Origin of the sequence: Rhodanobacter sp. A1T4, from assembly GCF_014207185.1 — a bacterium.
Lineage (GTDB): Bacteria > Pseudomonadota > Gammaproteobacteria > Xanthomonadales > Rhodanobacteraceae > Rhodanobacter.
The window spans coordinates 368,210-382,161 of the sequence record NZ_JACHCP010000005.1; the positions used below are offsets into that span (position 1 = coordinate 368,210).

Consider the following 13,952-nt stretch of genomic DNA (forward strand, 5'->3'; position numbering starts at 1 on the left):
GCACGCATACGGCTAACAGGACGCGAAACACGCTGCGCTTTGGCAAAGTACCGGATAGACGATGGCGATTCACGGCGCCGCTTTCTCCGCATCCAGCCAGCCACCGCTGAAGCCCGCGCGTTCGAGCCCTTTGCGAATGTAAGGATTCTTCTTCATCACCTGCCACACAAAACCGCTGCGCCAGTTCTCCGTCATCAGCACGATCGGACCCTGGTCGATACCCAGCTGTTCGGTATCAAACCAGCCTTGGCCGGGTAGCAGTTGGCCGGTGCGTGTTTTGGTCTTCGTATGGAAGGTGGGGTTGAACGCGTCGACGAAGCCGAACTTGTTATAGACGCGCTTGCCGTAGCGCCGCTGCATTTCCTGCAGTGCGGGCACCACGATTTCCGGTGCGAAGGCAATCGATCCGGCGGCTGCCGTCGGTGCAATGGTGCCGTCGTCGCTGATGTAATCGAGGCCGGCGCCGCGTGCGGTGTAGCCGTAATATGTGCGCTCGCCGCCGGCGTCGTCTTTCGCCACGAAGCCACCGGGGCCGTTGCTGGCAGTCAGACCCCAGATGTTTTTGCCATAGTCATTCCAGTGGCCCGGATTGGCGATGGCGTAGGCCTGCTGCGAGTAAGTCGCACGGCGGCTGTTCTCGAAATAGTCGAGATCGTGTGCGTGGTTCCACGCATCGCGAATGCCGCGGAAGTCGATCCACGACTGGCTGTACTGGTGGCCGAACAGCGGTGCGAAGTTCAGCAGCTGCTGTCCCTGGAACTTGCCCCATTGCCGATCGTAGGTAGATGTCCACGCCGACCACGCATCACTACCGACGGCATGTGTGGGCGAACCGAGCGCCAGCACATAGATCAGCATACCCTCGTTGTAGCCCTCCCAATCGTGCGGAATGAACTGCCCGCCCGGTGTCCAGCCCATATTGATCAGCGGACGACGCGGCTGTGCCCAAGTCCAGTCGACGCGGCGATAGATGTCATCCGCCAGCTGGCGGATTTCCTTTTCCTTCGGCACATCGCGGTCGTAGTACGACTGCGCAAACAGGATGCCGCCCAGCAGCAGTGACGTATCTACAGTGGATACCTCGACCCAGCGTGCCTCGCGTTTGCCGGTCTGCATGTTGAGGAAGTGATAGAAAAACCCGTGGAAGCCGGTGGCATCGTCTTCGCTGTCGTTCTGCGGCGCATCCTTGAAAAAGCGCAGCGTGACCAGTGTTCGTTGGATCGCCTGTTCGCGGGTGATGTAGCCGCGTTCCACACCGATGCCGTAAGCGGTTAGCCCGAAGCCGACCGATGCGATGCTGGCAAACGAATCGGCTGGGTAGTGATCCGGTATCAGGCCATTGACGGGGTTGGCGCTTTGCCAGAACCAGTCAAAGCTGCGCTTTTCGATATCCGCCAGCAGCGCCTGCTGTGATTTCGGCAGAGCGGCGTAACCGTTAGGAAGATCTCTCGCGGCAAGCGGTGCTGCACAGCTTGTGCCGACAACCAGTAGCGAGACAAGAAGTTTTGTAACCAGACTGCGAATCAGTTTTTTTGCCATCGTCAACATGCTCGATGTTGTTACGGGGGAGGGAAGCGTTTTGCCAATCCACTGCGCTGAATGTTTCTTCAGCGCGTTGTCTCTACGGCTAGAAGTTGACCTTGGGTGCGGTGCAGTGCCGATCGATGAATGCCTGATGCGTCGGCATCGCATCGACGCAGCTGGATATCACGTGCTGGACACTTGTCATGAATTTCTGCAGATCGTCCAGCGGCATCTGGTCGACCATCGGATGGTAGCTCTGCGGCATGATTCCCTGGCCGATCATCACCTGTACCCAGCTCACGCTGGCGAACATCTCCTCGGCATTGCGGAAGAAGCGGCCACTGTCTTTGAACAGGCGAACGTTCTCCTGCAGCGATTCGGGAATGTCCATCGTGCGGCAGTAGTTCCAGAAGGGTGTGTCGTTGCGCTGGGTGCTCCAGTAATGCAGGATCAGAAAATCACGGATGCGTTCGAACTCGAATGTGGACTGCGCGTTGTAGCGATCGATCAGTGTCGCGCTGAAATCGCGTTCGGGCAGCAGGCTGATCAGTCGTGCGATACCGGACTGGATCAGGTAGATGCTGGTCGATTCCAACGGCTCCATGAAGCCGCTGGCCAACCCGAGTGAGACGACATTTTTATTCCACGCTTTCTTGCGCATGCCGGTGGTGAAGCGCAACGGCCGTGGCTCGCTCAGCGCGCGGCCGTCAAGATTCTTTAGCAGAGTGATGGCAGCTTCGTCGTCGCTGATGTGCGCGCTGGAATATACGTAGCCGTTGCCGGTGCGATGCTGCAGTGGAATGCGCCACTGCCAGCCGGCAGTGCGCGCGGTGGAGCGTGTATACGGTGTCGGCGGCCCGACGTTTTCACAGGGCACGGCCAGTGCACGATCGCACGGCAGCCAGTGGGTGAAGTCGGTATAGCCGGTGTGCAGCGCCTGCTCGATCAACAGACCACGGAAGCCCGAGCAATCGATGAACAGGTCGGCCTCGATGCGAGCGCCATTTTCCAGCGTTACCGCATCGACAAATCCATCGTGCGGGCGCAACTCGACACTCGCGATCTTGCCCTCAGTGCGCTGCACACCGCGTTGCTCGGCATAGCCGCGCAGGAATCTCGCGTACAAGCCGGCATCGAAATGGTAGGCGTAGGCGATATCCGCCAATGGCGAACCGGCCGGTACGTCGGTCGCCGATGGCATGAACTTGCCGCGTGGCGCTGCCACCGTATTCAGTGAATAGGTACCGATATCTGCGGCGAAGCCCTGCTGCGCCGCCTTGATCCAGAACTGGTGAAACGGCAGCAGGCTCACGTCGTGGCCGATTGTGCCAAAGCCGTGGATATACGAATCGCCTAGCCGACCCCAATCGTTGAACTGGATGCCGAGCTTGAACGTCCCCTGGGTCTGCTTGATGAACTCGATATCGTCGATACCGAGCAGATCATTGAACAGTTTCAGATGCGGTACGGTCGCTTCGCCTACGCCGACCGTGCCGATCTCCTCGGACTCCACCAGCCGGATCGCGTAGTCGCGCCCCAGTATCTTGGAAAACGCCGCGGCGGCCATCCAGCCGGCGGTACCGCCGCCGACAATGAGAATGTTCTTGATGCGTTCGTCAGTCATTGGAATTCGTATGCAGTCGCAAGGTTGCACAAAACAAAGCCCGCTGGAGGCGGGCTTTGGGGGACGTCTGTATCCCGATCCCGATATTTATCCGAGCCTATCCTGTCTATCCAGGGCAAATCAGAAATTGATGCCTACGGAAAGTTTCAGAGTACGGGGATAACCGGTGATCTCACCGATCGGGTTGTAGATCACCGGCACCCTGTTCAACACACCGTTGGTACCGAAGGTTTCAATGTATTGGGTGTAGTTGTCCCAGTTGAACACGTTGATCAGATCCAGGCGGACGTATCCTCCGATACCGCCGCCGAACGTGAAGTTCTTCGTGGCCTGCAGATCGATGTCGCGGTAACCGAAGAATTTGCCGCCGATCAGGAAGCGTCCCGTGCTGGGCGGCGCAATCGACACCGATCGACACCCACCGCCGTTGAAACCGTTGCCGTCCTGGTTGGTGGGCGTCGCGCCATAGCAAGCCAGGTTGAGATCGGGAATCGGCGTGGACAGCGTTAGCTTGGAGCCGAACACGAAACCCCAGGGACCGTCGATGGTGCCGGTAGCCACCAGCCGATGCTTGGAGACACCCGAGCCGGTATACGGATAGTTGCCGATGGTTTCATAGTCGAACGCGTACTGGTCAGTCGGGTCGATATTGTCGTTGTTCTGCAGCGCGTGGGTGTAGGTATAGGCAAAGGTGGCGCCCCAGCCGGATTCCTTGGTGTAAGGCTTTTCAGCGGATAGCAGCACCTGGGTGGTCTTGGTTTCCAGGCCGTTGTTGCCGATGATCAGGCTGCCGAATCCGGGGATGCCGTTGCCCCAGGGCTGGCTGCCGTTCTCCCAGAAGGCACCGTTTGGATAGCGGTTGCCAAGCGTGAAGACCAGACCGTCATAGCTGCGCACGCTGGCAATCGCGGCACTCGTATTCCAGTCGCCAACCTTGTTGCGCATGCCGATGCTGATCTGGTCGGAATATGGCGCCTTGAGGTTGTTGGTGATCAGGTCGACTTCTTTGCCAGCGGTTGTTCCAGCGACCAGGCCCTGCAGCGTGGCAATGTTGTAGTAAGCGGGATTCCACGCGTAGCAGGAGTTCTGACCAACGACGCAGGGTTTGTCAGGCGTGTTGAAGTTCAGCGTCGGCTGCGACAACACCGACTTGGTCTGCTCGACCTGCAGTGATTCATAGAGGTCACGATCGTACGACCGACCGATGCCGCCGAAGATCACATGCGCCTCGTCACCGTTGAGATCGTAGGAAAAGCCCAGGCGCGGCTGGAACTCGTTTTTCGGCGCGCTGCGATTGCTACCGGTACTGATGTAATCGTTTACATTAACGCCGCCTTTAGCCAGTGTCTGGGCATACGTTTGGCCGGCGGGTGCGTTGGGGTCCTGACTGTTGAAGGCCGCGATCACATTTGCAGGAGTGACATAGTCGAGATAGGAAGGTGTTTTCTCGTAATCCCAGCGGATGCCAAGGTTCAAGGTCAGCTTGTCGTTGACCGCCCAGTCGTCCTGGATATAGGTGCCGAACTGCTTGTCTGAGCTCTTCGCGATCGGACTCAAGCCGGGCGTCGGCGAACCGAACTGCACTTGATACGGAATGCTCTCGGTGCCGTTGTTCTGCGTGACGGCGTAGTTGTAGAGCGCGTTGCTATCACCGGCATCTTGCGCCGTCAGCTTCACCGCTTTGTACTTCACGCCCATCTTGATGACATGGTCACCATGCCATTCGAAGTCGTTAAAGGTCAGGTCGTCCTGCAGTGCCGGTCCCTTCTGGCCCTTGTTCTGCTGAGCCGTTGGCGAGTTGCCGGTGAACAGGATGGTCTGGTTCTGGTTCTCCTGCTCTACATAGGCGCTGCCATCACCCGTATACAAAGGGGTCGGCGTGTAGAACGCGTTTTCGTAGGTGGCCTGCAGTCGATTGAACCAGCTGTCGGTGCTGTGATCCCAGCGGATGTCGAAGCGCTTGTCGAAGTTTTTGGTGTTGAGTGCCGCGGTAGCCGCGGTATCGCCGCCAATCCCGCTGATCGAGCTTTCATCACGGTACTTGCCGCTGATCTCGAAGCGGTCGCGGTCGGTCGGCTCGAAGTCGATCTTGCCGAACCAGTCGTTTTCCTTGAACGGCAGGCTGGCAGGGCCGAGCAGACTCTGCACGCTTGCCGGCAGCTGGCTGATGTAGGAAGCGTCGCCGGCAGGAACCACGGTGGTCGGGCTATTGAATTCCTTGCCTTCGTACGCGATGAAGAAGTGTGCCAAGTCCTTCACGATAGGACCGCCCAGATCGAAGCCGTAATCCTTTTCATGTGAGGACGTTTTCTTGTCGGCGGCCTGCTCGGCCGGTGTTTCTGCGCGCATGGCCGTGTCGGTGAAACTACTGAGTACGTCACCGTGGAATTCATTGGTTCCGGATTTGGTTTCAGCCGTGACCGCGGCGCTCGAAATCTGGTCGTACTCGGCCTTGTAGTTGGAGGTGATGACCTTGTACTCGCCGACGGCCAGTTGCGGGAACGGATTGCCTTGGCTGGCGTTCTGGCCGGTGATTCCGCCGGACAGCACATAATTTTTCTGACCGACGCCGTCGATATACACGTTGATCGCGCTGCTGGCCTGGGCGCCAGCACGCAGGCTGGTGGTGCCGTCCGCGCTCCGGGTGAACACCATGCCTGGCACGACGTCGGCAAATTCGAGGAAATTACGCGAAGCCTGCGGTGTGGTGTTGATCTGGTGCAGCGAGACCGTGGTACCCACTTCGGACGTCTTCACTTCACGCAGATCGGTCGCGGAAACCGTCACACCATTGAGGTTGGTCGCGTTGGCCACTGATGGCGCTCCCGCCGTTGCAGGCGCGGCAGTCAAGTCGAGCGTGGCCGTTGAGGCCACGCTTAGCGTGACCGTTCTTTCGGTGCCCGGCCCTGCATCCACTTGATAAGTGCCGGGTGGCAAGCCAACCAGGGCGTAACTGCCATCGGTACTGGCTTTGGTGCGTCGCACGGCACCGGTGGAGATTTGCTTGGCGGTTATCACGGCGCTGGCGGCGGCGTGCCCTCGCAGATTGGCGTCGGCGCTGGCGGCGACCGAAATATTTGGAGTACCTGCAGCAACCGCTGCCACTGATGCAGTGATGAGGCTGGCGAGCAATTTCTTTTTGAAGCGTGTTGACGTTTTCATGATTCCCCTCCCCGGGCAATTTTTTGACTTGCTAACTCAGACTTTTCTTGTGGGACGCTGCGACACGGCTGGCACCGCAGGTTTCGCGCACAATGATTTCGCAGCCGAAAGCAGGCCGGACGGCGACTTGGTGATCAGGGTTTTCAAGGATTGTGGCCACGCTCTCGAGCGCGCTGCGCCCAAGATCGACGATGCGTACACGCACTGTGCTGAGCGGTGGCGAGACATAACGCGCTACTGGAATATCATCGAAGCCGGCCAGCGCGATGTCTTGCGGCATGCGCAGGCCAGCTTCGCGGAAGGCATGCATGCAGCCGACCGCCATCATGTCGTTGGCGGCGAATACGGCGCTCGGCCGTTTCTTCTGTGCCAGCAGTTCTTGCCCGGCGCGATAGCCGGCTTCCTCAGTGAAGTCACCGGCAACGACGTTCGGAGCAATTTTTGAAGCGAATTTCGCCATTGCTGCGCGATAGCCTTTTTCACGCTGCTGCGCGTCGAAGTTGTTTTCCGGGCCGGCGATAAACGCAACGTTCTTGTGGCCCACGTCGAGCAGGTGCTTAACCATCGCGCGCGCGCAGGCATAATTGTCGACGTTGATGACGCCGTAGGCCTTGTTTTTCACCGCGCTGTTGATCAGCACGGTGGGCAGGCCTTCGGGCAGGTTGGCGCGCAGAAAGGCATCGTCGACATGTGCCGACATGATCAGCATGCCGTCGACGCGGCCCTGCATTGCGCGCAGCGCGGCAGCGGCATCGTCGGAACTGTCGTGGGAGCTGGAAACCAGCAGATGCAGGCCGCGCGCGCGCGCGGCCAGATCGATGCCTCGAATCAGTTCGGAAAAGAATTCGCCGTATAAGTCGGGCAACAACGCACCAATGGTATTGGTGCGCCGGGTGATCAGCATGCGGGCTGCCGCATGGGGGATGTAGCGCAGGCGGCTGGCCACTTCGCGAATGCGCTGGCCGGTCTCGGCAGTGACGCCGCTGCCGCCATTCAAGGCGCGCGATACCGAGGCCACGGACACATTGGCTTCGCGCGCAACATCTTTGATGGTAATTGTTGCCATGACAAGGTTCTTGAACGCCCGAAATCCCCTAGTGGCGCGAACGTAAACGTTTTCATGGCGGCTTGTAAAGTGTTTGCAAAACCAAGATTTGTTGCGCCGCAGAAGGATTTTCCCTACGCGCCGACGACTTTGCAGGAAAACTGCGGGATAACGCTAAATATTAGGTTTGATTTGCAAAAACGCCAGTGCGGCTTCGCAGCATTTGCTATTCGCCCTTAACGAACGCAGGAACACCTGATTGGCGTATTTACGATGCGTGGAGAGGGTATGCAGCGGCGGTGGTTTTATCGTGATTTTCAGAAAGCGTCACATTGGGGGCTTTGGCAGGGTCTATGCATCCGACTGCAAGTCATACGACCGCGCGCACTTTTTCGCTCTCTGCGGGTCTCTTGGCCCGACCTGTTAGGACGCATTAGTCGCTATCCAGGCCAAAGTAGTCACAAAGGTACGGTGGAAGCGACCTGTAATCGAGTAGGTGTTCAATGCGCGAAAGGGGTTGTTAAAAATTCGGTTTTGTCGTTAAATCTAGGTTAATATTTGAACAGTCAATCGACTGTACTCTTAACTTCCTGAAAATAATTAAGAAAAACCAGCCAAGTAGCTGTTTGTGAACATTATGTTGACTTTATTGATCATCTTTGCCGTTTTCCTCGCCGCGCTGTTTGCCAGCGCGATCAAGCGTGTGCCGTCAGGTCAGGTCTACAGTCTTTACCGCCAGGGAAAGCCGGTGCGCCTGCTGCAGCCGGGTGTCCATATGGTGTTGCCGCTGCTGGAGCGGGTTGCCAACAAGATCAATCTTTCCGGTCAGGTGCTGCGCTTCGAAGAGCCGATGGCTGACGCACGCGAGGTTACAGGCACGGTTTACTGGCAGGTGCTGGAGCCGGAGCGCGCCGACGCGGTGTTCGATCACGTCGATCAGCTGATTCGTCGCAGCACCCATGAAGCGCTGTGCGCCGAAGGCGAAGTTGCGTATGCCGATCGCCACCTTTTGGGCACGCACATGAAGCAGTCGTTGAACCAGGCCCTGCGCGAGCGCGGCATGATGGTGACGCGGGTCGAACTGGACGCGGCCTGATCCATCCAACAAGTACCGCATCAGGGCGCCCCAGAGCGTCGATGCAACAGGGGATTTGAAACCTGCAAACCCGCTACGGCGGGTTTTCTTTTGCGTGACTCTTTTACATGGCCTTTGGCATTACTGGCGTCGGCCGGGGATACTTGTGGGCTTACGTACAAGCTGACAGGAATCACGATGACCGCGCGCAATGCCTTGCAGGCCCGACTGGAACAGGGCATTGCCGAGTTGAAGCTGATCCTGCCGGCTGAGGCCGTACCGCGGCTGCTGGATTATCAGGCGCTGCTGGAACGCTGGAACGCGACCTACAACCTCACCGCCGTGCGCGATCCGGCCGAGATGATTACCCGCCATCTGCTCGATTCGCTGGCGATCTTGCCGTACGTGCAGGGTGGCACGGTGGCCGATCTGGGTACCGGACCGGGTTTGCCTGGCATCGTGTTGGCTATTGCCGTACCGGGGCGGGAAATCCTGCTGGTCGATTCCAACGGCAAGAAGGTGCGCTTTCTGCGCGAGGCGATCCGCGCGCTGAAGCTCGATGGCGTGCGTGCGGTGCAGTCGCGGGTGGAGGATGTGCAGGGTCAGTTCGACTGCATTACCGCGCGGGCCTTCGCCAGCTTTGCCGACATGCTGGGTTGGGGCGGACACCTGCTGGCGCCCGGCGGCATCTGGCTGGCGATGAAGGGCAAGCAGTCCGAGGACGAGCTATCGGGTGTGCCGACGACCTTTGTCGTGCGCGAAACGCATGTGTTGACGGTACCGGGTCTGGATGCCGAGCGTCGTCTGGTAGTGCTCGGTCACGCTTGAGGGAACCTCTAAAAACCTACTGCGCTCGGTAATTTGCGCGCCGGCGGTGCTCGGAAGCCTCACATACCCCCATGTATGCTCCGGTTCCTGCGCGCCGGCGACGCACTTGTCTCTTCGCGCGCTACGGTTTTTAGAGGTTCCCTTGATAGCCGTGAATCCTGAAAGAACCTGATCGCGCGAGTCGCGATCAGGTCTGCAGACTTACGCCTCGTGCAGCACAGCGCCGTTGCTTTCGATCACCTTGGCATAAAGCTTGGCGGTGGCCTTGGCGGTGCGTTTCTGGGTGGCGAAATCGACGTGGTACAGCCCGAACCGCTTGGAGAAACCCAGCGACCACTCGAGGTTGTCCATCAGCGACCATGCGTAATAGCCCTTGATATTGACGCCCGCCTCGATCGCTTTGTGTACGGCGCCGAGGTGCTTGCGCAGGTAGTTGGTACGCAGCGGATCGTCCAACACGCCGCCTTCGGCCACCGGCGGATCGTAGAAGGCCGAGCCGTTTTCGGTGATATACAGCGGAATGTCGCCGTAGCGGTGCTTGAACCAGGTCAGGGTGTCGGTCAGGCCCTGCTCGTACACTTCCCAACCGGTTTCGGTATAGGTCTTGTTTGGCTGACGTACCGGCACGGCCTTCAACGGATACGCGTCCGCATCGTGCTTCACCACGGCGCGGGTGTAGTAGTTGATGCCGACGAAATCGACCTTCTGATGGGTCAGTTTGAAATCATCTTCCGGAAAATCCGGCCACGCATCGCCGAAGATTTCCTTCAGCTGCGGCGGATAGCTGCCCAGCAACGCCGGATCGGCGAACTGCTTGTTCATATAGGCATGGGCGCGCTGGGTTGCAGCCAGGTCCTCGGCGCTGTCCGACGCGGGATATTTCGGCTCGATGTTGAACACCACGCCGATCTCGTGCTTGCCGTGCGCGCGATAGGCCTGGATGCCGGCGCCGCTGGCGCGCATCAGATTGTGTGCGGCAATCGGCGCCTCGTACTTGCTGCGATGGCCGGGCGCCAGCGCGCCGTGCAGGTAGCCGCCGTCGGTGACCACCCAAGGCTCGTTGAGCGTAGCCCAGCGCGGTACGCGATCATCGAGCGCCTTGAACATCACTTCGGCGTAGTCGGCAAACCAGTGCGCGATGTCCCGATTGAGCCAGCCGCCGCGATCGTCCAGCGCGGCCGGTAGATCCCAGTGAAACAGCGTCGCGTTGGGCACAATGCCGTTTTCCAGCAGCTCGTCGACCAGCCGCGAATAGAAATCCAGCCCTTTTGCATTGACCCTGCCGGTGCCTTCAGGCAGTACGCGGCCCCAGTTGATGCTGAACCGGTAGCCCTGCAGGCCGAGTGCGCGCATCAGCTGCACGTCGTCCTTGTAGCGGTTGTAGTGATCGCAGGCGATGTCGCCAGTGTCGCCGTTGGACATCATGCCCGGCGTGTGCGCGAAGCGCTGCCAGATGCTGGGGCCGGCGCCATCAGCCAGCGGTGAACCTTCGATCTGGTAGGCCGAGGTAGCGGCCCCCCAATGGAAACCCTCGGGAAAACGAAAACGGCCAGTCATGGAGCTTCCTGCGATAGAGAACGTGTGATGAAGGCTTGATGTAAACGATTACATTGGCAGAATAGCCGAATGCTCCGCCGATGTGCAGACACCTGCATGCGCCGGAAGACGGCCAACGTGGCCCACTTCACAGGAAACGCCCATGGCCACCGTTCGTCTGGATCAGCTGCGCAAGGTCTACCCCGGCGGGCACGTCGGTGTGGCTGGGGCCAGCTTCGACATCGCCGATGGCGAGCTGCTGGTGCTGGTGGGGCCATCCGGCTGCGGCAAGACCACCTTGCTGCGGATGATCGCCGGGCTGGAGTCGATCAGCGGTGGCACGCTCAGTATCGACGGCCGGGTGGTCAACGCCGTGGAGCCGAAGGATCGCGACATTGCGATGGTGTTCCAGAATTACGCGCTCTATCCACACATGACCGTGGCGGAAAACCTGGCCTTCGGTCTGAAACTGCGCGGCCAGTCGAAAACCGAGATCGACCGCCGCGTACGTGAGGCCGCCAAAACGCTGGAGCTGGAACCGCGGCTGGAGTCGCGGCCCGGTGCATTGTCCGGCGGCCAGCGGCAGCGCGTGGCGTTGGGCCGTGCGCTGGTGCGCGATCCGAAGGTGTTTCTGCTTGACGAGCCACTGTCCAATCTCGATGCCAAGTTGCGGTTGACGATGCGGGTGGAGATCGCCCGGCTGCATCGCCAGCTGAAGGCCACCATGATCTATGTCACCCACGATCAGATTGAGGCGATGACCTTGGGTCAGCGCATCGTGGTGCTCGACGGCGGCGTGATCCAGCAGATCGACACGCCGATGAATCTGTACGATCGGCCGGCCAACCTCTTCGTCGCCGGCTTCGTCGGCAGCCCCGGCATGAATCTGTTGCGCGGCACGCTGAAGCTCAGCCAGAGCTGGCGGCTGGCGACCGAACACGGCGAGGTGCTGCTGGGTCGGCCGGCACAAGCTTCTGCCTGGCAGGAGTGGCACGACCGCGGGGTGGTACTGGGCATTCGCCCCGAGGACCTGCTTCCCGTCGAGGCCGGCCAAGCGGCCTTGAGTGCGGCCCTCGAAGTGCTCGAACCGGTCGGCAACGAAATCTTTCTCAACCTGCGCTACGGCGGTCAGGCACTGGTCTCGCGGGTGTCGCCACGCGCCCTGCCCGAACCCGGCAGCACGGTACCGCTGGGTCTGGCGGTCGAACGTCTGCACCTGTTCGATCCGCAAACCGGTATGCGTATCGCGGCTTGAGTCGCTCGGGTACTCGTGGCGGTGCCAGCGCACCGGGCGAGTCGACGCATTACACTAGCCCTCTTCACGCGTCCGGTAGCTATCCATCCATGGCCCGCATCATCGCTGTCGCCAACCAGAAGGGTGGCGTCGGCAAGACCACCACTGCCGTCAATCTCGCCGCTGCCTTGGCTGCTGCGAAGCGCCGTGTCCTGTTGGTCGACCTCGACCCGCAGGGCAATGCCACCATGGCGTCCGGCGTGAACAAGCGTGAGGCCAAGCCGAACGCCTGCGAGGTGCTGCTGGAGGAAGCGGAGATCACCGCTGCGATCGTCACGACCGACGGCCACTACGACTTGTTGCCCGGCAACGGCGACCTCACCGCCGCGGAACTCAAGCTGATGGACGCGTTGGCGCGCGAGCATCGGCTGAAAGAGATACTGACCAAGGTGTCTTCCAGCTACGACACCATCCTGATCGATTGTCCGCCGTCGCTGAACCTGCTGACGCTAAACGCATTAACCGCCGCCAACGGCGTGCTGATTCCGGTGCAGTGCGAATACTTCGCGCTGGAAGGCCTGTCGAGCCTGCTCGACACGGTCAAGGCCGTGCGTCACCGGCTCAATCCCAAGCTCGAGATCGAAGGCCTGCTGCGCACCATGTACGACGTGCGCAACAACCTGGGCAACGAAGTCTCCGCGCAACTCACGCAGCATTTCGGCGACAAGGTGTTGCGCTCGATCATTCCGCGCAATGTGCGACTGGCCGAGGCGCCGAGTCATGGCCAGCCAATTCATCTGTACGATCGCAGCTCGCGTGGCGCGATCGCCTATATCGGCCTGGCTGGCGAAGTGATCCGGCGCGAGCGCGGCTTGCCGCCGGCCGAAATCGTCGATGTCGAGGCGATCGAACCGCCGGCGCATGGCAACAACGGTCCGACGCTCAAGGCGCCGGCCGCCAATCATCAGGAATAAGCATGGCTGCTGCGAAAAAACGTGGACTGGGACGCGGGCTTGACGCCCTGTTGGGCGGCGATGGCGATGCATCGCCGTCGGTGATCGGGCAGGAAGGTGAGCTGCGCATCCTGCCGATCCAGCAGATCCAGCCTGGCAAGTACCAGCCGCGGCGACACTGGAACGACGAGGCACTGGACGAACTGGCCGCGTCGATCAAGGCGCAGGGCCTGATCCAGCCGGTGGTGGTGCGTGCATTGGGCAAGGACAGCTACGAGCTGATCGCCGGTGAGCGCCGCTGGCGCGCGGCGCAGCGCGCCCAGCTCGGTGAACTGCCGGCACTGGTGAAAATCGTACCCGAGGCCTCGGTGCCGGCCATGGCACTGATCGAGAACATCCAGCGCGAAGACCTCACTCCGCTGGAAGAAGCCGATGCGCTGAAGCGGTTGATCGACGACTTCGCCCTCACCCACCAGCAGGCTGCCGACGCGGTGGGCCGTTCGCGCGCCGCTGTCTCCAACCTGCTGCGCCTCACCGAACTGCCCGCCTCGATCAAGAAACTGCTCGACGAAGGCAAGCTGGAAATGGGGCACGCCCGTTGCCTGCTGACCCTGCCCGAGCATGAGGCGGAGAGTCTGGCGCTGGAAGCGGCGCGCAATCACTGGACCGTGCGTGAGCTGGAAGAAGCCGCGCGCCGTGCCCAGACCGCGCCGAAAGGCAAGGCAAAAGCCGCTCCGCCGCGCGATCCGAATATCAGCGATCTCGAACGCGAGTTGGGCGAGCGTTTTGCCACCCGGGTCGAGCTGGCCCAGGGCCGCGGCGGTCGCGGCAAGCTGGTGATCCACTATCACAGCAACGACGAGCTGGAAGGGATACTCGGCAAGATGCGTTGAGGGCAGGGACTCGCCCCTCATCCCTCGCCCCCAGCTGCCCCACGCACTAGAATGCGCTGCAGCGCCTGCGCGCACTGT

At 60.4% G+C, this 13,952-nt stretch carries 10 protein-coding genes; 5 read left to right on the forward strand and 5 right to left on the reverse strand.

Features of this window, described 5'->3' with window-relative positions:
• Positions 1 to 69: 69 nt before the first annotated feature.
• The 4 genes from HDE80_RS12480 to HDE80_RS12495 all read right to left on the reverse strand — a co-directional run bounded on the left by HDE80_RS12480 (position 70) and on the right by HDE80_RS12495 (position 7,376).
• Positions 70 to 1,539, reverse strand: coding sequence for a glucoamylase family protein (locus HDE80_RS12480; RefSeq protein WP_184671281.1), 1,470 nt, complete (start codon positions 1,537 to 1,539; stop codon positions 70 to 72).
• Positions 1,540 to 1,627: 88 nt separating this feature from the next.
• Positions 1,628 to 3,148 (reverse strand): tryptophan halogenase family protein, encoded by a 1,521-nt coding sequence (locus tag HDE80_RS12485; RefSeq protein ID WP_184671283.1) that lies wholly within the window; start codon positions 3,146 to 3,148, stop codon positions 1,628 to 1,630.
• A gap of 120 nt (positions 3,149 to 3,268) precedes the next feature.
• Positions 3,269 to 6,310: a TonB-dependent receptor gene (locus tag HDE80_RS12490; RefSeq protein WP_184671284.1), complete on the reverse strand. Its 3,042-nt coding sequence runs from the start codon at positions 6,308 to 6,310 to the stop codon at positions 3,269 to 3,271.
• 31 nt (positions 6,311 to 6,341) lie between these two features.
• A complete protein-coding gene (locus HDE80_RS12495; RefSeq protein ID WP_184671286.1) occupies positions 6,342 to 7,376 on the reverse strand; it encodes a LacI family DNA-binding transcriptional regulator in 1,035 nt (344 codons plus the stop codon).
• A 616-nt stretch (positions 7,377 to 7,992) separates the two neighbouring features.
• On the opposite strand from HDE80_RS12495, the gene HDE80_RS12500 reads away from it, so the two are divergent.
• Positions 7,993 to 8,451: an SPFH domain-containing protein gene (locus HDE80_RS12500; RefSeq protein WP_184599948.1), complete on the forward strand. Its 459-nt coding sequence runs from the start codon at positions 7,993 to 7,995 to the stop codon at positions 8,449 to 8,451.
• Between the two features lie 177 nt (positions 8,452 to 8,628).
• On the forward strand, positions 8,629 to 9,258 hold the full coding sequence (gene rsmG / locus HDE80_RS12505) for a 16S rRNA (guanine(527)-N(7))-methyltransferase RsmG (protein WP_184599947.1): 630 nt from the start codon (positions 8,629 to 8,631) through the stop codon (positions 9,256 to 9,258).
• A gap of 201 nt (positions 9,259 to 9,459) precedes the next feature.
• Here the strand turns inward: rsmG and HDE80_RS12510 are convergent, their stop codons facing one another.
• Entirely contained in the window at positions 9,460 to 10,815 is a 1,356-nt protein-coding gene (locus HDE80_RS12510; RefSeq protein WP_184671288.1) for a GH1 family beta-glucosidase, read from the reverse strand.
• A 142-nt stretch (positions 10,816 to 10,957) separates the two neighbouring features.
• On the opposite strand from HDE80_RS12510, the gene ugpC reads away from it, so the two are divergent.
• The 3 genes from ugpC to HDE80_RS12525 all read left to right on the forward strand — a co-directional run bounded on the left by ugpC (position 10,958) and on the right by HDE80_RS12525 (position 13,874).
• Positions 10,958 to 12,049: a sn-glycerol-3-phosphate ABC transporter ATP-binding protein UgpC gene (gene ugpC, locus HDE80_RS12515; protein WP_184671290.1), complete on the forward strand. Its 1,092-nt coding sequence runs from the start codon at positions 10,958 to 10,960 to the stop codon at positions 12,047 to 12,049.
• A gap of 89 nt (positions 12,050 to 12,138) precedes the next feature.
• The gene (locus HDE80_RS12520) at positions 12,139 to 13,002 is read left to right on the forward strand and encodes a ParA family protein (protein WP_184599944.1); all 864 of its coding nucleotides are present in this window, start codon (positions 12,139 to 12,141) and stop codon (positions 13,000 to 13,002) included.
• Between the two features lie 2 nt (positions 13,003 to 13,004).
• Positions 13,005 to 13,874, forward strand: coding sequence for a ParB/RepB/Spo0J family partition protein (locus HDE80_RS12525; RefSeq protein WP_184599943.1), 870 nt, complete (start codon positions 13,005 to 13,007; stop codon positions 13,872 to 13,874).
• Positions 13,875 to 13,952: the final 78 nt, after the last annotated feature.